The sequence below is a fragment of the Stenotrophomonas sp. 610A2 genome, assembly GCF_030549615.1.
Lineage (GTDB): Bacteria > Pseudomonadota > Gammaproteobacteria > Xanthomonadales > Xanthomonadaceae > Stenotrophomonas > Stenotrophomonas pigmentata.
This window is the reverse complement of the sequence record NZ_CP130832.1, coordinates 2,444,481-2,463,350: the sequence shown is the minus strand read 5'-3', so window position 1 is coordinate 2,463,350 and position 18,870 is coordinate 2,444,481. Positions and strand designations below refer to the sequence as shown.

Annotated in this window: 9 protein-coding genes; 7 read left to right on the top strand and 2 right to left on the bottom strand. The window is 62.4% G+C overall.

Features of this window, described 5'->3' with window-relative positions; translation table 11 throughout:
- The first annotated feature begins 535 nt into the window (after positions 1-535).
- The 4 genes from Q5Z11_RS11015 (at position 536) to Q5Z11_RS11000 (ending at position 14,134) form a co-directional block, all read left to right on the top strand.
- The gene (locus Q5Z11_RS11015) at positions 536-1,171 is read left to right on the top strand and encodes a DUF3617 domain-containing protein (RefSeq protein WP_303746459.1); all 636 of its coding nucleotides are present in this window, start codon (positions 536-538) and stop codon (positions 1,169-1,171) included.
- Positions 1,172-1,317: 146 nt separating this feature from the next.
- Positions 1,318-8,703 carry a DUF7507 domain-containing protein gene (locus tag Q5Z11_RS11010; RefSeq protein WP_303746458.1) on the top strand — a complete coding sequence of 2,462 codons (7,386 nt, stop codon included), beginning with the start codon at positions 1,318-1,320 and terminating at the stop codon, positions 8,701-8,703.
- Between the two features lie 24 nt (positions 8,704-8,727).
- Entirely contained in the window at positions 8,728-12,435 is a 3,708-nt protein-coding gene (locus Q5Z11_RS11005; protein WP_303746457.1) for a hypothetical protein, read from the top strand.
- A gap of 205 nt (positions 12,436-12,640) precedes the next feature.
- Positions 12,641-14,134: a serine hydrolase gene (locus Q5Z11_RS11000; protein WP_303746456.1), complete on the top strand. Its 1,494-nt coding sequence runs from the start codon at positions 12,641-12,643 to the stop codon at positions 14,132-14,134.
- Between the two features lie 128 nt (positions 14,135-14,262).
- On the opposite strand, the gene Q5Z11_RS10995 is transcribed toward Q5Z11_RS11000, so the two are convergent.
- Positions 14,263-15,210 (bottom strand): LysR family transcriptional regulator, encoded by a 948-nt coding sequence (locus Q5Z11_RS10995; RefSeq protein WP_303746455.1) that lies wholly within the window; start codon positions 15,208-15,210, stop codon positions 14,263-14,265.
- Between the two features lie 124 nt (positions 15,211-15,334).
- On the opposite strand from Q5Z11_RS10995, the gene Q5Z11_RS10990 reads away from it, so the two are divergent.
- On the top strand, positions 15,335-16,084 hold the full coding sequence (locus Q5Z11_RS10990; protein ID WP_303746454.1) for an SDR family oxidoreductase: 750 nt from the start codon (positions 15,335-15,337) through the stop codon (positions 16,082-16,084).
- Between the two features lie 141 nt (positions 16,085-16,225).
- Here Q5Z11_RS10990 and Q5Z11_RS10985 read toward each other — a convergent pair whose 3' ends face one another.
- Positions 16,226-16,864 carry a DUF2306 domain-containing protein gene (locus Q5Z11_RS10985; protein WP_303746453.1) on the bottom strand — a complete coding sequence of 213 codons (639 nt, stop codon included), beginning with the start codon at positions 16,862-16,864 and terminating at the stop codon, positions 16,226-16,228.
- Between the two features lie 383 nt (positions 16,865-17,247).
- On the opposite strand from Q5Z11_RS10985, the gene Q5Z11_RS10980 reads away from it, so the two are divergent.
- Together Q5Z11_RS10980 and Q5Z11_RS10975 are read left to right on the top strand one after the other, a co-directional pair.
- On the top strand, positions 17,248-17,772 hold the full coding sequence (locus tag Q5Z11_RS10980; protein WP_303746452.1) for an RNA polymerase sigma factor: 525 nt from the start codon (positions 17,248-17,250) through the stop codon (positions 17,770-17,772).
- A 2-nt stretch (positions 17,773-17,774) separates the two neighbouring features.
- Positions 17,775-18,815 carry a FecR family protein gene (locus Q5Z11_RS10975; RefSeq protein WP_303746451.1) on the top strand — a complete coding sequence of 347 codons (1,041 nt, stop codon included), beginning with the start codon at positions 17,775-17,777 and terminating at the stop codon, positions 18,813-18,815.
- The last annotated feature ends 55 nt before the right edge of the window (positions 18,816-18,870 follow it).

The following is an 18,870-nucleotide window of genomic DNA, read 5'->3' as shown; positions in this document are numbered from 1 at the left end:
TGCTCTTCGGCTCTGACTGGGTATACGAACATATGCAGGTTCGGGCGGCGCAACTGGATCGGCTGCGGTTGGCCCATGTGGCGGGACGGTGATCCTGCGGCCGAATCTATTGATCGGCTTCGTGTATTGCACGCACCGATATTCACCGCATCCGTGAAAAATAGTGAGTGAAATTCTCCGCGTTTCATGTGCAACCTGATGCGCCCGTGTTTGTGAAGCGGCCCGGTTCTTGCATGTCGCCGGCGAAGGGCTTGCGTGGTTGCCGTAGTTCGATGTTGGCGCGGCCAAGGGCAATTTGTGACGCATATTGCCTGTTGAGATTTCGTGAAGGTGGCCGCTAAACTTGTGACGGGGTGCAGTTCTGCGCAGGGGTGTGTTTCGCAGTTCTGAACTTAATTCCGTCGTTTTTGTGCACTAGCACCGCTGCCCGCAATGCAGCTGGCGCTGGTTCCGTACGTGTTTTTTTCGATCAGCGGCGCTTCTGCGGACAGGAGGTGGCGGTGAATGGATGTCTCGCAAAACCTTGGATGGGTTTATGGATTCAGTATCTGACGTACGCACGCCCCACGTGATTGGCGGCGCGGTGCGTGCATATGCGCTACGAGCTATCGGTGAACGCTTGTTGCATGCCGTGATCGCTGTGCTGCTGGCATGGTCGCCACTTGCGCTGGCCGCAAGTGCAGGCAAGCCGTCCTATACCGGCTTGCCGCAGCGGCAAGCCGGTCTGTGGGAAGTGACCGTGCAGGCACATTCGCCGCGTGGCCTTGGTGGCCCCCGCCAGGAGGCTTTGACCGTGCTCCAGTGCACCGATGCCAACGCCGAACGTGTGGTGCCGTTCTTCCTGCTGCCGGCCCCGCAAGGGTGCAGCAGCATCACCGTAAAACGTGATGCGAACGGTGCAGGTCACGAAGTGGCTACCGTCTGCGCGACCCACGGCCAGCGAACAGACATGCAGCTGAAACTCTGGGGCGACATGCGGGATGTCTACGGCGGTACGTACACCGTCAGCAAGCCCGGTGCTCCTCTGGGCAACACAGGGCCTGTTCCGTTCCAGGCCCGCTGGTTGGGCACCTGCAAGGCCGGACAGCGCGCCGGAGACATGGTTTTGCCCAACGGCATCACCGTCAACACGGTGGATGACGCCAAGCGCGCAGCGGAGCACACACATTGAAACAGCCGATCAATTGCCCGCGGCGCCGCGAACAGATCGTGGATGTGTCGCCGATTTTCGGTGCACGCCCCCCATCCGCTGCCCATGAAGCATCGTCTCAATTCACGCGGGCTTCCAAGCATTCCGCAAACCCAACGGAACGCGTCATGCAAATCGTTGCTCCATTTCTCAATTCCTTGAACTCTATCGTCAGTCGACATTCGATTGCAGGCGTGTTGCTCGCCATGGTCGGACTGTTTGGCGTTGCACCGGCAGCACAGGCGCAGATCAAGAACGGTGGTTTCGAGACCCAGAACTTCTCCGAGTGGAAGCTGGAACGCTACACGCGCTCGAACGTAGGCTTGTCCAGCGTTCCGCCAACTTCGGGTAGCCAGTTGACCTTGGGTGGTGTGCTGGAAACCTATCCAAGCACCAATACGATGGCGTCCGCGTTCAGCAACAATGTCAGGATCCTGACCACGCCGGGCACAGCCGAGTCGACAAACGGCAATGGTGCCAAATATCCGTTCTCAGGCGCTGCCTCCGCGCTTCTGGGTGGCAACGGTGGCTACGCGGCGTACGCGCTCGAACAGACCGCGACGATGGTTCTGAGCGATGTCGATCCGGTAGATGGCAAGGTGCACATCCGCTTCGCTATGGCGCCTGTGTTGAACAATCCAGGCCATCCTGCCGAGCGCCAGCCGTTCTTCTTTGTTGAGGTCATCAACCTCACCAAGGGCAATACACAGCTCTTCAATACGTTCAATTACTCAAATCAGACCGGCATTCCCTGGCAGTCATTTGGCGACTATCAGTTCACCAACTGGCAGGGTTTCGACATCGCTCCAGGTAATGGAAGGCTGGACGTGGGCGATCAGGTGCGCCTGAAGATTTACGTCTCCAACTGCGCGGATGGCGGCCCTTCCCACACCGCTCAGCTCTATATCGACGTCTTCGGCTCTCGTATGCCAGGCCTGAGCGTTGCCGCTACCGGTCCATCGACGAGCAAGCCTGGTCAGCAGGTCACTTACACCTACAACTACGTCAACAACACCGGTGTGTACGCGTTGAACTCGGTGGTCCGCATTGCCGCGCCGATCACGGAGGACCGTAAGAAGCTCGCGTTCGTGCCTGGAACCTGGCCCGCCACCTGCACAGGGCCGCACACGGGTACGTCGCCGCGCGCGGACTACATCGATTGCCCGGTGGGTGACCTGGTGGCGGGCGCCGGTGGCAGTTTCCCGGTGACTTTCACTGTGCCGTCGGATGCAGCGACCACCAGCCCCAGCAACGTCATCAACAACGGTGACTACGACGTCCGCGCCAATACGGTCAGTCCGTTCATCGGTCCGTTGGTGAAAACCAACATCCTCACTGCCTCCACCTCGCTGCTCGACCTTGATGTCAAGGTCAGCAACGGGAATGTCCCGTCATACCTGGTCAACGGCAGCATCAATTACACGGTGACGGTGACCAACAATGGTCCGGTCGCCGCCAACGGAGCAAGCCTTTCGCAGACCGTGAGTGGTACCACTGGCCCAGGTAGCTGGTCGTGCGCGGTGCCGTCTGGCAGCACGGCGACCTGCGGAGCCACCAGCTCCGGCGTTGGCGCCATCCAGACCACTACCGCCAATCTGCCTATCGGACAGTCGTTGACCTACACCGTCAGCGGTTTCAATGCTGCAGCAGCGGGCACGCCAGTTGTGACGGTGGTCAACGTCGCGCCACCAGCAGGCATGTCCGACAGCGTTTCCAGCAATAACACCGACGGACTCAGCACGCCGGTCAGCGGCGCAGAGCACCGGCTTACGGCCAATACGATTGGTGCTGGCGATGGCCGTATCAATGCCATTCCTGCGGTCTACGCCTGCCCCTCGGGTGGTGCACGCGCAGGCTGCAGTTCGGCGAATCTGGGCGAGGCCCAGGAAGCCTACCTGACCGCCGTGGCGGACAATGGCTCGATCTTCAAGGCCTGGACCGGTGGTTGCACGACCGTAACAGGCAGCGAATGCCATGTACGCATGGGCACGCAGAACCTCGAAGTCACCGCCGAGTTCGCCAAGGTGTGGATGGTGACGCCAAGCGTTGCCGGCGGCACATTGAACAATTCCTCGCCGCAGGTAGTCGAAGACGGGCAGGGCACCAGCTTCACGCTCACCCCCAGCACTGCCGGCCACGTTCCGGTGGTGACCACTCCCAATGGCGCGGCCACATGCCCAGGAACGCTGACCGGTCCGACGGCTGGCGCATACACATACACGATCAGTCCGGTGAACGAGGATTGTGCGTTCCATGTTGCGTTTGCCGGTCAGCCGCGGCTTGCGATCAGCAAGAGCGCATCCATCACCGCACCAGCGTCCGCGGTGGTTGGTGCATCGTTCAACTACACCCTGACGGTAACCAATACCGGTGCCATTGCGACCACCGCCGTTGCTACCGTTACCGACGTGGTGCCGACCGGTCTGACCATCGGCACCTTGCCGGCCATCTGCACGACCAGTCCAAACGGCAGCCAGAACGTGGTGTGCAGCATCGCCGCCGGTCTGTCGAATGTGGCACCGGCTAACGTTGTCTCCATCACCATTCCGGTCACGCCGCAGGGAATCACCAACAACACAACGCTGAGCAATACCGCGACCGTCACCGGTGGTGGTGATCCAGCCTGCGCAACGGCCGGTAGCTGCAGCAGCGCTGCGGTAGATACGCCGGTTGTCGCTGCACGCCTGGAGATCAGCAAGTCGGGCCCGGCCACCGCCGTGGTCGGCGTGCCATACAACTACACCCTCAATGTGAGCAATGTCGGCCAAGCCGCCACCCCGGTCGCGGCCACCGTCACCGACTTGGTGCCAACTGGCCTGACCATAGGTACGCTCCCAGCCAGCTGCGCCGCGATTCCGGCCGGCAGCCAGTCCGTGGTGTGCAGCATTGCCGCTGGTCTGTCCAATACCGCACCCAGCAACGTGGCGAGTTTCATCATTCCGGTGACTGCGACCGCCGCTGCCGGTAACAACGTCAGCAATACCGCCACCGTCACTGGTGGCGGCGACGCTGCCTGCGCGAGTGGCTGCGCCAGCACCGCGGTGTCGACCACCATCAACGCACCGCGGCTTGAGATCAGCAAGACCGGTCCGGCAACCGCTGTGGTCGCCGTTCCGTTCGACTACACCATCATCGTCAGCAACACCGGTACTGCTGACGCTACCGCTGATGCAACCGTGACTGATGCGGTACCCGCCAACCTGGCGATCAACACCGCCACGCCGAACTGTGTGATCAGTGGCCAGAACGTCAGCTGCAGCGTGGCGATGGCCGCGCTGCAGATCGGCGGATCGGAAACCATCACGATCAATGTGACGCCGAAGACCGCCGGCAGTGCCAACAACACCGCCGGCGTGACTGGTGGTGGCGACCCGGCCTGCATCAGCGGCTGCAACAGCACGCCGGTGGCCACCAGCGTGGCCGCACAGGCAGCTGCGTTGTCCATTCTCAAGACGGTTACTTCGACCGGTCCGTACACGAACGGCAGCAGCGTCACCTATCAGTTTGCGCTGGAGAACACCGGCAACGTGCCGCTGAGCGGGGTAGTCGTCAACGATGCACGACTTGACGCGCCCGCCAGCTGCGCCGTAACGACGCTTCAACCTGGTGCGAGCACGATCTGTACGGGCGTGCATACGGTGACCGCTGCTGAAGTCGCAGTGGGTAACGTGCATAACAGTGCGACCGTATCCGGCCAGCCGCCGACCCCGCCTGGTGGCCCAGCCCCGGCGGTGGTGACCAGCGTGCCGAGCGAGGTAGACACCGCAACCGACCAGGCGCCGGCGATGACCGTGGTCAAGTCGGTGACATCCAGCGGTCCCTATGGGGCTGGCAGCACCATCACCTATGCATTTGCCATCACCAATACCGGTGATGTGATCCTGTCCGGCGTCGTGGTCAACGACGCGCAGCTGGACGCACCGGCTATCTGCCTGGCAACCACGCTGCAGCCGGGTGGAAGCACGACGTGCACAGGTGTGCATACCGTGACTGCTGCTGAAGTGGCAGTGGGTCACGTGCACAACAGCGCTACCGTGTCTGGCCAGCCGCCGACACCGCCAGGAGGCACACCGCCGTCGCCGATCACCAGTACGCCGAGCCAGGTGGATACCGCTACCGCGCAGAATCCGTCGCTGGAGATCGTCAAGTCGGTGGTTTCGACCGGTCCGTATGGTGTAGGCAGCGCAATCAGCTATCAATTCGTGGTGAGCAACACCGGCGACGTGACGTTGACCGCCATCGTGGTCAACGATCCGCTGCTGGATGCACCCGCCGTATGTGCCGTCACTACCCTGCAGCCAGGCGCAGACACCACCTGTGCTGGCCTGCACACCGTGACCGCGGCCGAAGTCGCTGCGGGCTATGTGCACAACAGCGCCACCGTAACCGGTCAACCACCGACTGCACCGGGCGCATCCACGCCTCCGCAGGTGACCAGCCCGGCTGATTCGGTGGATACCGCTACCGCCCAGAACCCGTCGCTGTCCATCGTCAAGTCGGTGACTTCGACCGGCCCTTACAGCGTTGGCGGTGCGATCAGTTACCAGTTCGTGGTGACAAACACCGGCGATGTGATCCTCACTGGCGTGGTCGTCAATGATCCGTTGTTGGATGCAGCAGCGGCCTGCACAAGCAGCGTGCTGCAGCCGGGTGCGGATACCACCTGCACCGGCGTGCACACCGTGACCGCCGCAGAAGTTGCTGTAGGCCACGTGCACAACAGTGCAACCGCGACTGGTCAGCCCCCGACCGTACCGGGTGGCGCTACACCGCCGCCAGTTACCAGCCCCGCCGATTCGGTGGATACCGCCACCGAGCAGGTCCCGTCGATGACCTTGCGCAAGTCCGTCACCTCGATCGGTCCGTATCGCGAGGGCAGCGTCATCGCCTACGCGTTCGAGATCGAGAATACCGGCAACGTCATCCTGAGCAGCGTTTCGGTCAACGATCAGCTGTCCGGGCTGAGCGCTCTGGCCTACATCTGGCCGGGTGTAGGCGGCCAGTTGCTGCCTGCTGAGAAGGCCACTGCAACAGCGACCTACACCGTGACCGCCGCCGACGTGATGGCTGGCACCGTGCATAACAGTGCGACGGCCGCTGGTCAGCCGCCGACCGCGCCAGGCACGCCGGCGCCACCCGTGGTGAACAGCCCTTCCAGTGCTGTGGACGTGGCGATCCTGCCTTTGCTGGGTGCGGTCGACGATGTTCTTGTTCCGCTGGATGGCTCCGTCGGCACGCCCGTCGCCGGCAATGCCTATGACAATGACGTGATCAACGGCAGCCCGGTTGATACGGCGAAGATCACCGGCAGCGTGACCGTGCCGGCGGTGGCGATCAATGGTGGGTTGGTTCCGCTGCTGGATCCGGCTACCGGTATCGTTTCCGTTCCTGCGGGTACGCCAGCTGGCACCTACATCATCGGCTATCGCATCTGCGAGACGTTGAACCCGGACAACTGCGACGATGCCACGGTCACGCTGACGATAAGCGCGACCACCATCCGCGCGGTAGACGACACCCAGCTGCCGGTACGCAGTGGCGGTGGTGGCAGCTCGCCCAGCGTGCTCGGCAACGACACCCTGGGTGGCAATCCGGCACAGCTTGGCCAGGTGACCCTGGTTCCAGGCGCAGCCCCGCACCCGGGCCTGCTGATGAATGCCGATGGCAGCATCCGCATCACCGCGGGCACGCCGCCTGCAACCTATCGCTATCCGTACACCATCTGTGAAGTGCTCAACCCGAGCAACTGCGACAGTGCCGATGCAATCGTGCTGGTGAGCGGCGAGGCACTGTTGCGCGTGGTCAAGACCGCTGGCGCACGTGAAGCACGTATCGGTGACCTCGTGCGCTACACCTTGTCAGTGGAGAACCTCGGCGACGGCCCGCTGCTCAACGGCAGCATCGTTGACTCGCCGGCGGCAGGCTTCAGCTACGTGGAAGGTTCGCTGGTGGTCAGCGATGGTGACAATGCCGCCACCGTCTCCGGCCAGTCGCCGGTGCGATTCGAAGGGCTGGACATCGCGGTTGGTGGCAGCGCCAAGCTGGTCTACATGATGCGCGTCGGTGCTGGCACCCGCGTTGGCATCCAGGTGAACCAGGCGCAGGCGTTGTCGGCAACCGGTACGGTGCTGTCCAACCTCGCAACCGCCGAAGTTTCGGTGGTCGGCGATACCCTGCTGGATGACAGCCTGGTGTTTGGTACGGTCTTCAATGACCGCGACGGCGATGGTTGGCAGGACAGCGCGCAACTGGCCGGTGTGCAGGTACGTGGCGGCTTTGCCGCGACTGTCTACGTGGCCAACTCGACCACGCTGGACCGTGGTGCCGGCCCGCAGCCGCAGGCCGATGCCAGCGCGCCGTTGTTGCATGGTATTGACGTCGGCACGATCAGTGGCCGCCAGTCGGCAGCCGATCCGGCGCGTGATCACCAGGTGGTGGTGCGGCAGACGTTGCGCGCATTGGAGTTCACCGACGATTTCGTGCTGACCAGTGCACAGGGCGTAACGGTGCGGATGGACCGCAATGGCGTGACCACGGTGGAAACCAGTGGAGACGCTGCCAAGGGCCTGACTGCAGCGCAGCCCGTGGTGGAACGCAGGGTCGCACAGGGCGAGAACGGTTACGTGGTGGACTACGTGATCAGCAACCTGGGCATCGACGAGCGTGGTATTCCGGGCGTCCGCATTGCCTCGGTGGAAGGCCTGCTGATCGAGACCGACCAGTTTGGTCGTTATCACCTGGCTGGCATCTCCGGCGGCGCGTGGGAACGCGGTCGCAACTTCATTCTCAAGGTCGACCCGACCACCTTGCCGGCGGGAGCGCAGTTCACTACTGACAATCCGCTGCTGCGGCGGCTCACGCCGGGCGTGCCGGTGCGTTTCGATTGGGGCGTGAAGTACGACGAGGCGCTGATCCAGGCCGAAGGCGGGCAGCTGGAAATGGAGCTTGGCGAAGTGTTCTTCGCGCCCGGCAGCGCCATGTTGCCGACCGGCCATGCTCCGCTGCTGGAGGCGATGGCAGCCAAGGTGCGCGCACACCATGGAGGCGAAGTGCTGATCGTGGCCGACGCAGAGCAAGCGGCGCTGGCGCTGGAACGCGCCAATGCCGTCAAGGGCGCATTGCTGTCGCAGCTCGATGAGACTTCGGCCAAGGGGCTCGTCGTCACTGCGCGGGCGCGGGCCGAAGGTGAGGACGCAATGGTTGCAGGTGTAAGCCACGACGGTGCGTTGCTGGGCACGGTGCTGTTCGACACCGCCAAGGCGACGATCCGGCCGGAGTTCTTTCCGTTGCTAGACACCGTGGCGGCGACGCTGGAACAGATGAAGGGGGGCAGCGTGCTGCTGGTGGGCCACACCGACGCGCGCGGCGCCCATGCCTACAACGCGACGCTGGGTATGCAGCGGGCCAAGGCGGTGTTCGACGCGCTCGCCGGGCGCCTTGGTGCGCAGGCCCGGAGCGGACTGCGTGTGGAACTGGATAACGACCCGGGTGCGCCAACCGGCGCAACCAAGTAAGGGGGGCGGGTCATGGAAAAGCACATGAAGATGAAGTTGCTGGATTACACCCTGATTTCGCTGCTGGCCGGCATGGCGCCGATCGCCGCGGCACAGGAAGCTGCAACTGTCGGCGACACCAGTGCAAGTGCGGATACCACCGCGCAGGTGAGCTGTGACAGCGACGGTTGCAGGGCAGCTGACGGGCTATCGTTCCGCCTGCGGACCCGCAGCTATGACAGCCCGGTCTCCCAAGGTACCAGCGCGAGCTCCTCTTCGGCCGCGCTGCAGGCTGATCGTCGCGTGAGCATCGAGACACTGCCGGCGGACAAGGCGGTGGTGACCGGCAAGTTCTCGATCGACCTGCCAGGTGGCGGTGTGATCTGGGCTACAGAAGATCCAACCCTTGGCCAGCCGGAGCTGTCGGTATCGGCGCCATCGGTGGTGTCGTTCGACGGTGCACGCATCCTCAAGCCGGTGCAGTTTTACGTCCGCGGCAACTATCCAGCGTTCATCGAACGGCTGGAAATCAGTATCTATCGCGCCAATGACGCTGACCTGATCGAACCGCTGGCGGTGGTACCGCTGGAGGTTGCCGCGGTCAGCCAGGTTGCGTGGGATGGCACGCTGCCTGCCAAGTATCGTTTCCGCAAGGGCGACGCCTTGGTGTATGTGGTGCGGGCTACCGGCGGCGAAGGGCAGGTGGATGAAACCTCGCCGCGCAGCCTGCAGTTGGTGTCACCGGAAGAGGCCGAGCGCGGTGCCACTGCGCTGCGCAACAGTACCGAGCGCCGCCTGGGCAACGCGATGAGCAGCGATCAGGCGCAGGCGCAAAGCCTGATCGACGACGTCTTCACCGAGAACGGCCTGCGCCAGCAGAACATACCGCTATACGGTTCGCGGGTGCGCATCCAGGGCCGCAACATTCCGGCCGACGCGGGGTTGAACATCAACGGGCAGAGCTATCCGGTCGACCTGGAGCGCAAGTTCGTTGCCGAGTACCTTGTGCCGGTTGGACGTCACCGTTTTGACATCACGCTCGGTGGTGCCGCTGGCAGCGATGCAGCATCGGCGCCAGCGCACACGCTGGACGTGGATGTAACCGGTCGTTACTTCTTTGGTGTCGGCCTGGCTGATGTCACCGTCGCACAGAACAAGGTCAGTGGTTCGTCACGGCCCTTCGTGGGCGACAGCCGCTACCAGGATGACGTCATCAGCGATGGCCGGCTTGCTTTCTATGGCAAGGCCAAGCTACGCGGCAAGTACCTCGTGACCGCCCAGGCCGATACCACCGAGCGTGACCTGGAGCGCCTGTTCGATGGTTTCACCAAGGCTGATCCGCAGGATGTGTTCCGCCGCCTCGATCCAGACCTGTACTACCCGGTCTATGGCGACGATTCCAATACCTATCGTGACGTGGACACGATGGGGCGGTTCTACCTGCGCGTGGACTGGGACAAGAACCAGGCGCTATGGGGCAACTACGCCACCGGGCTCACTGGTACCGAATTCGGCCAATACGTGCGTTCGCTGTACGGCGCGGCGCTGAACTGGCGATCCAATGCGAGCAACCGCTGGGGTGATGCGGGCAGCGAACTGCGTGTGTTCGGGTCGCAGCCGGAGAGTGCGCCGGGACATAACGAATTCATCGGTACTGGTGGCAGCCTCTACTATCTGCGGCATACCGATCTGCTGCCAGGTTCGGACGTGGTGACGCTGGAAACGCGTGACCGCAGCACCGGACGTACCGAGAACCGTGTGGTGCTGCAGCGTGGCGCCGACTATGAGGTCGATGAACTGCAGGGGCGCATCCTGCTGACCCGGCCATTGGCCCAGATCAGCCGCGACAACAACCCAACATTGACCCGTGACACGCCGCTGGATGGACTGGAACAACGCCTGCTGGTGGACTATGAGTGGGTTCCTTCTGGCTTCGATGCTGATGAATTGACCGTAGGCCTGCGCGGCAAACACTGGTTCGGCGATCATGTTGGCGTTGGTGCAACCTACATCGATGAAAACAGGGCAGGAGAGGACTACACGCTCAAGGGCGGCGATATCACCCTGCAGGCCGGCAAGGGAACTTACCTGAAGGCTGAGTACGCACGCAGCGAGTCCTTCGGGGTCCCGGCGTTCTTCTCCGACAATGGTGGCCTGAGCTTCATCCAGCAGAACAACACCGCGCTCAACCGCGAAGGCGATGCGAAGTCGCTCGAGGCACGCGCCAATTTCAGGGAACTGGGCTGGACCGAGCAGGACTGGAGTGCGGGCGCGTGGTGGCGACGTACCGATGCCGGCTACTCGATCTCTCGCTACGACAATGGCTTGCCGGTAACGGAGTACGGTGCCGAGCTGCTGGGCCAGTTCACACCCGATCTTGGCATCTACACGCGCTACACCCGCGCCGAGCGTGGCGCTGACGTGCTGACCCAGGCGCAAGCGACCTTGGATTGGCGCGTCAGTGAAGACGGCACGCTTGGGCTGGAAGTGCGGCGTGTCAACCAGGAAGGAAGTTATTTAGATGCGGTTGGTACGTTGGCGGCGTTGAAGTACCAGCACCGTATTGCCTCCACGCTGGAGCTCTACGGCGTGGCGCAGTTTACCGTCGATGATGACGGTGGTCGCTATGCCGACAACGATGCCTTCACCGTTGGTGCCAAGCATCTGTTTGGTGACAACTCTTCGGTCGGCGCCGAGGTCACTGATGGTGATCGCGGCCATGCGGCAACGGTGAACGCCGAGTACCGTCTGAGCCCGGAGCACGCGCTATACGGTGGCTATACCTATTCGACCGATACCACCGAGTATGACTCTCTGTTCAACGCAGGGGGCCAGAACGGCTGGACCTTGGGTCAGCGTTGGCGTCTCTCGAATCAGGTCAACGTGTTCAACGAAAGCCAGTTCCTGAAGGAGCGCGGACAGAGTGGTCTTGCCCATACCTTCGGCATGGATTTCTACCCGGCACGCGGTTGGAACACCGGTTTCACCTTGTCTGAGGGCGAGCTGCAGGAACTTGGATCAGGCGGCATCGTCGACCGACGCGCAATAAGCGTCTCCGGTGGCCACACGTCTCCGGAGACCGATTGGCAGAGCAAGATCGAGTGGCGCGAGGACAGCGGTGCGGAGCAGCGTGAGCAGTGGGTCAGCACCACCCGCCTGACCCACCGCATCAACGACAGCTGGCGGATTGCGGCACGTTTGAACTACGCCGACACCGACGACGTCCGCAACCCGCAGGAAGGCGCGCGCTTCATCGAGGGCAACCTCGGCTTTGCCTATCGCCCGTGGAACAGCGAGCGCTGGGGCTTGTTCGGCCGCTACACCTACCTCTACGACCTGGCCAGCATGGGCCAGCTTGGCGGCGCACAGTATGACCAGCGCTCGCAGGTGGTGTCGTTGGAGGGCGTGTACAAGCACGACCAACACTGGGAATTCGCCGGCAAGCTGGCGCGTCGTGAAGGTGAGGTTCGGATGGGACGTGGCACTGGGGTGTGGCTGGATTCGGCGACCACCTTCGCGGCGGTCCAGGCGCGCTACGAGCTTCGTGCGCAGTGGCATGCATTGGGTGAGTACCGTTGGCTGGATGTGAAAGATGGCGGTGCCAAGCACGGCTTCCTGGTCGGCGTGGACCGTGACATCAACAAGCACTTCCGCATCGGTGCGGGATACAACTTCACCCGCTTCAGCGATGACCTGACTGACTTCGATTACGACCACAAGGGTTGGTTCCTCAACCTGACCGGCACATATTGATCGGCAGCAGGAAACGCATGCCCCGGTGCTGACAGCGCGCCGGGGCATGCGACAGTGCTTGTCTGGCATGCCACGAAACTTTCCATGGCCAAGCATTCGAGCATTGCAGCTATAGGTCATTAGTCACGGCTCCTGGACCAGCTGGCGCGTGCTCTGGGCCGCTAAACTCCGTCTCTACTGACGAGATACAGGGATGCCCGGCGCCATGTTGCTGTTTTCCGTGAAGGGAAGTCGAAGCTTTTGCCGGGCCATTCTCTTGGCAGCAACCATTCTTGCAGTGTTTGCCGGCACAGCTGGCACGGCCAAGGCACAGGCCGGCCCAGCTGAGCTGAAGCAGTTGGTGGACAGCTATGCAGCGAACCGCAGCTTTAACGGCGTTGTGCTGGTCGCCCAGCACGGACGCATCATGTATCGCGGCGCATACGGACTGGCCAACCGGGAATGGCAGGTAGCAAACACGGGCGACGGCGTCTTTCGCATCGGCTCGTTGAGCAAGCCGATCACCGCGATCCTGGTGATGCAACTGGTGCAGGAAAACAGCTTGCGACTGGATGGAACACTCGGTGAGTACCTGCCGGCGCTATACGCCAACACACCTGCAGCCGCTGTCACCATTGCGCAGCTACTGAACCATACTTCCGGCGTCGCCGATCTTCCACGCAGCTACGAAGACCCGTGGTGGAACACCCAAGCGCGGCTTTCGTTCGAGCCAGAGGATTTCGCCAAGGCGTGGATCCCCGGGAAGCTGGTGAGCGCTCCGGGGGCAGAGTGGCGGTACAACAACAACGGATACTTCCTGCTTGGCCTGATCATCGAGAAAGTGACCGGGGCCAGCTACGAAGCGAACCTGCAGCAGCGGATCCTGGGCAAGGCGGGGATGACGGCGAGCGGGCTGTATCACGCCAGCGAACTTGTTCCGCGCTTGGCAACCGGCTACCAAACCCGGCCCGACCTCAGCCTGGCGCGGCCCATGCCGATCGACCCCAGCGTCTCGTTCGCTGCAGCCGGTCTCTATTCCACGGTTGACGATCTGTTCCGGCTGGATCAGGCGTTGCACGGCGATCTGCTATTGGCAGAGCAGTCCCGGCAAGTGATGTGGACAAACCATCGTTCAGGCTATGGATACGGCTGGGAGGTGGAAAACTGGTCGCTGCCTGCGGGTGGCACCTACAAGGTGGAATCGCACACAGGCAGCGTTCCCGGCTACCAGAGTTATTGGCTCCGCGCTGAACAGGACCAGTCAGTGGTGATCATCCTGGACAACTATTGGCAGGGCGAAACGGTGGCGACCTTGGGCAAGGAGCTGATGTCGGTGCTCCACGGCCAGCCAGTTGCGCTGGCGAAGAAGAATCTGGGCGACCTGCTGGTGCCGGTGGCGCTGTCGCAGGGCGTGCCTGGGATGACGCGTGCATATGAAGCATTGGGCGCCACCAGTAGTGAGTACGACGTTTCCGAGAGAGCTTTGAACTCACTGGGCTATCGCCTGTTGAGAATGAAGCGCCTGCCGGAAGCCGTAACGGTGTTCCAATGGAATGCCTACGCACACCCGGAATCGGCGAACGTCCATGACAGTCTTGGTGAAGCCTATCTTGCCAATGGGCAGCGTGATCAGGCGATAAGCAGTTACCGGAGGGCCAGCGAACTTGCGCCGGGCGAAACGCGCATACGCGAGCTTCTCAAGGAGCTGGAAGCCCGATAGGCCTACGCACATTTGGCGTATGGACCGTTGTTTCCGGCTGACAGCGGACGCCGACTGCGATCCATTTTCAGAGAAGCCTGAAACACGTTTGCGGACAGTCGGCATTTGCGCCGCAGTACCTCCTGTGATCAGACTCGACGAGCTGGCTGGTCCGCTGGGGCAAGCTCGCCATCCGCGTCCAGCAGTTGTGGCATCACGGCTGCCAACCAATCCAGGAATACCCGCAGGCGGTGGCTTACGTGCCTGCTGGTGGGGTACACCACATGGAATGGATATGCGGCCGGTCGCCATGGCCGCAGCACCTCTATCAGGCTGTTGTTCCGCAGCGCGGGGCCTGCTGCATAGCTGAAGGTCTGCACCAGCCCCATGCCGGCGATGGCAGCGGCGAGATGCGCGTTGCTTTCGTTGATGCCGATGCGATGATCGAGCTTGATCTCGAAAGCCCCATTTTCCCCCCGGAAACGGAACGGTACCGGACGCCCGGTGGAGGGCATCAGGTAGCTGACGAGACGATGCCCGTTACGCAGTTCGTCGGGATAGGCCGGTACGCCGTGCGCCTTCAGATAGCCCGGGCTCGCGCAGGTTATCAGGTGGGTGTCGCCCAGATGACGGGCCACCAGGGAGGAGTCGTCCAGTGCACCGCCACGTATAACGCAGTCCACGTTCTCGCCGATCAGGTTTACTTGGCGGTCGGAGACGCCCAGTTCAATGCGGATGTCCGGATAGCGCGCCATGAAGTCCGGCAATGCCGGTATCAACACATCGCGGGCAGTAGAACCGCCAATGTCCACGCGCAGTAGTCCGCGAGGCGCGCTGCGCGCGGTGCCGAATGAGGTGTCGATGTCTTCAAGGTCGCGTAGCACGCGGCCGGTCTTCTCGTAGTACGACTGGCCCTCTGCGGTGATTGCTATCCGACGGGTGGTCCTTTGCAGCAGGCGCACGCCAAGGTGCGCTTCCAGGTCGCGCACCAGCTTGCTCAAGGTGGTGACGGGAATGTCCAGTGAGTCAGCGGCACGGGTAAAGCTGCCGGCCTCGACAACGCGGGCAAACGCACGGATGGCGATGAGTTGGTTCATGACATTGATTATGCATGCACATGCATAGTTATTGTCATTAGGTGGCATTTATCGCTGATTGGCACTGGCCCATTCTTCTTCCACCCGCTGCCACCCCCTTCCGGCAGCCACTCAGGAGAATGTCATGAGCAATCGTTTCAACGGCAAGGTAGCGCTGGTCACTGGCGGCACCACCGGTATTGGCCTGGCCACCGCCCAGCACCTTGCTGCGCTTGGTGCCCGCGTGTTTGTTACCGGCCGTCGCCAGGTTGAGCTGGACGCGGCGGTAACCGCGATCGGTCCGGCTGCCAGCGGCATTCGTGCCGATGCATCGCTTCCTGGCGACCTGGACGTGGTCTACGCCCAGATCGCCAAGGCCGCCGGGAAGCTGGACATCCTGTTCGCGAACGCCGGCGGCGGCGACATGCTGCCCTTGGGGGCGATCACCGAGGAACACTTCGACCGGATCTTCGCCACCAATGTACGCGGTGTGCTGTTCACCGTGCAGAAGGCGCTGCCGCTGCTGGTTGATGGCGCTTCGGTCATCCTCACCGGCTCAACGGTTTCCGTCCAGGGCACTGCCAATTTCAGCGTGTACAGCGCCAGCAAGGCTGCGGTGCGCAACTTTGCCCGCTCATGGGCGCTGGATCTGAAGGATCGCCACATCCGGGTCAATGTGGTGAGCCCGGGGCCGATCCGTACACCTGGACTGGGTGACCTGGTGCCTGATGAGGCAAGGCAGGGGTTGTTCGATCACCTGGCTGCACAGGTTCCGTTGGGACGGTTGGGCGAGCCGCAGGAAGTGGCCAAGGCGGTGGCTTTCCTTGCCTCGGAAGACGCCAGCTTCGTCAACAGCATCGAGTTCTTTGTGGATGGTGGTATGGCGCAGGTGTAAGCGCCGTCAGGTTTTGCCCAGCATCACCCTTGCCACGTGGCGCGATGGGGACTTCCCCAATCGCGCCACATTCTTGAGGTGGCGACCAACGGCGCCAACTGAAAGCCAATGCAGTGTGCCTTCAATGGGTACGGTGGCTGCTCATAGGGATTCCTTGCCAGACATCTGCCGTTGCCCCAACCGAACAAACGATACGGCGATCACCACCAAGCCGATCACCGAAGGCGCCAACTGCGACCACGGCTGGCCGATCCGGACAACGTTGCCGATCAACGCTGAAAGCATGGCAAACACCGAAGCCGTCATTTTGTAGCTGTGCTCATACCGCCAGATCGCGCCGTGCCAGCTTCGGGGAAACGTCCATTTGGCGGCGTCGTAGGCCAGGATCAAGCCCAGCGCTCCTACAGCCGAGTAGTCAACGGCCGTCAACCGACGGCCGTGCCCGAGTACCTCCATGGTCAAGGGCAAGGCGAGCAACAGGGCAATCAGCAGCGCGCCCGCGTCAATCCGCATTGGACCTCTTTCCCGCGTACGCACCGCACGCCAGCCGCCGAACAGCTGATAGGGGACCAGCAGGCTCAGCACGGCAAATGCAGGCAGGAAGCGGAAGAAGATCGTTCCGATGGCAGCCGTTGCACAGACCAGCAACGTCATCCATAAGAACGCGAGTCCAAGCCGCTGATGACCTGCCGTTCCCTTTTCCTTGAGCAGGATCAGGAAACCTATCACCAACGCGATCGAGCCTGCCACGACGTGAACCGCAATGTTTGCAAAGTGCATGCATCAACCCCGTGGAATATGCCCGTGTCGCTGGGGAGCTGTTCCGCCTGCCAGCCCCATCCCCGGGGCGCACCTTGTTACACCCGTCGCTCAATTTGCAAACAGATTGCGACGAAGGGCGGCTTAAGGCGACGAAACCGGATTACAGCTGACGAGGCAATTGCTGCGGCAGACCGTCGGCAGCGAAATCCTTCCATGAATCGTCCAGATCTTGATGCCCTCAGACGGGTTTCGCCCCGCCGAAGGCATGACGTCATGCGTACTTGAGATGATGCAACCGGACGTCGTTTCAAGGAGGAAGAAGCTATTGCGCGCCCGTCGGTCATGCGCTCGTAACATCCGCCGCCTACCTTGCGCGCACTTCAGGGGTAAGGGCGACGCAGGTGGCCGAGCAGGCAAGACGGCGCTTGGCGCGCATGTTCGAAGACCACGCGCCATTGCTGCGCGGTTTCTTCGTGCGGCGTGGTGCGCGGCAGGATGCCGAGGACCTTGTGCAGGAAACCTATCTGCGCCTGCTGCATGCACACGAACGCAAGGGTGAGCCGATCGCCAATCCGGAAGCGTATCTTTTTACCGTCGCGCAGAACCTCGCGCGCGAGCAAGCCACGAGGCGACGTTGGTCGACGCTGTCCATCGAAGAGATCACCGGCCTGGCCCAAAACCTGGCCAGCGGAGAATGCGTGGAAGATGCCGCCGAACGCGAACAACGCAGCCAGCACCTACAAACCTTGCTGGCGACGCTGCCAGAGCACACACGCGCCGTTCTGGTCATGCAGTATCGCGATGGACTGAGCTACAAGCAGATTGCAGAACGCATGGGTGTATCGCCGCACATGGTGAAGAAGCACGTTGTTCGCGGGCTTTCGGTATGCCGCCGGGTAATGGCCGATCCTGCGGGGAGCCGCTGAGCATGGCCGTGGAACATCCCTCGGCGCTGACCAGTGCAGCCGCGCACTGGCATGCCCTGCAACGTGAAGGCGAACTCAGCCCTTCGCAACAGCGCGAGTTCATGCAGTGGCTGCTGGTCTCTCCTGAACACCTGCGTGAGTACTTGGCTATCAGCGAGGTGGCCGCTGCGCTTGGGGAAGCATTCCGGGCGATGCCGATCGACGTGGAATCGCTGCTGCAGGCCCCAGCACCCGTTGGCAATGAACACAACGTAGTACGTTTTCCATTGCGTGCGCGTGCAGAGCCTACGGCAGCGAACGCCAGCCCAGCACTAGGAAGGCCGCGCATCGCGCTTGCGGCTGCTCTGATGTTGGCTGTGGGCGTTGCGACCACCTTGGCCTGGCCCCGTACCGGGCACTACGCCGCCGCACATAGGGTTCCCCGCGAAATCAAGCTGACAGACGGCACCGTGGTGCAGCTGGATGCGGAAAGCGAGATATCAGTTCGCATGACACTGCTGGGGCGACGCGTTGAGCTCGAGCGCGGCCAGGCCAGTTTCGTGGTGGGCAAGGATCGCCGCCCATTTTCGGTAAACGCCGCAGGTCTGCAGGTGACCGACATCGGCACCACGTTCGATGTGTCGTTGCTGCGGGAACAGGCGCGCATTGCCGTCAGCGAGGGACGCGTGCACGTGCGTGGCGACCGGGGAAGCGGACGCATGCTGGCCAATCTCGGCGCCGGTCAGGCGGCCCAGGTGGACTATCGCGACCAACGTGTGGCGGTTAGCGAGGAAGATCCCGCCAGCATGAGCGCATGGTGGAAGGGCAGGGTGGTGTTCCGGGACGAATCGCTACGCGACGTGGCCGACCGCTTCAATAGGCGCAACACGCTGCGCCTGCATGTAAGCAACGATGCGGGCGCACTGCGGCTCACGGGGAATCTGCGTGTGGATGACGTGGCATCACTACGTGCGTTTCTTGACCAGCAACCGACACTGGTTACGCAGGTGGCGCCAGACGGAATCCACGTGCGCGTGCGCGCACAGGCCGCGCAGGCGCTGTAAGAAAAAATTCATTAAAAAACCGGTGCCCGATCGGCACGTTGCGCACTCGTAGTTT

What these genes read in the sequence shown, in the direction of transcription:
- Q5Z11_RS11015 (WP_303746459.1), top strand. Translation starts at nt 536, where the DNA reads ATGGATTCAGTATCTGACGTACGCACGCCCCACGTGATTGGCGGCGCG.
- Q5Z11_RS11010 (WP_303746458.1), top strand. Translation starts at nt 1,318, where the DNA reads ATGCAAATCGTTGCTCCATTTCTCAATTCCTTGAACTCTATCGTCAGT.
- Q5Z11_RS11005 (WP_303746457.1), top strand. Translation starts at nt 8,728, where the DNA reads ATGAAGATGAAGTTGCTGGATTACACCCTGATTTCGCTGCTGGCCGGC.
- Q5Z11_RS11000 (WP_303746456.1), top strand. Translation starts at nt 12,641, where the DNA reads ATGTTGCTGTTTTCCGTGAAGGGAAGTCGAAGCTTTTGCCGGGCCATT.
- Q5Z11_RS10995 (WP_303746455.1), bottom strand. Translation starts at nt 15,210, where the DNA reads ATGAACCAACTCATCGCCATCCGTGCGTTTGCCCGCGTTGTCGAGGCC.
- Q5Z11_RS10990 (WP_303746454.1), top strand. Translation starts at nt 15,335, where the DNA reads ATGAGCAATCGTTTCAACGGCAAGGTAGCGCTGGTCACTGGCGGCACC.
- Q5Z11_RS10985 (WP_303746453.1), bottom strand. Translation starts at nt 16,864, where the DNA reads ATGCACTTTGCAAACATTGCGGTTCACGTCGTGGCAGGCTCGATCGCG.
- Q5Z11_RS10975 (WP_303746451.1), top strand. Translation starts at nt 17,775, where the DNA reads ATGGCCGTGGAACATCCCTCGGCGCTGACCAGTGCAGCCGCGCACTGG.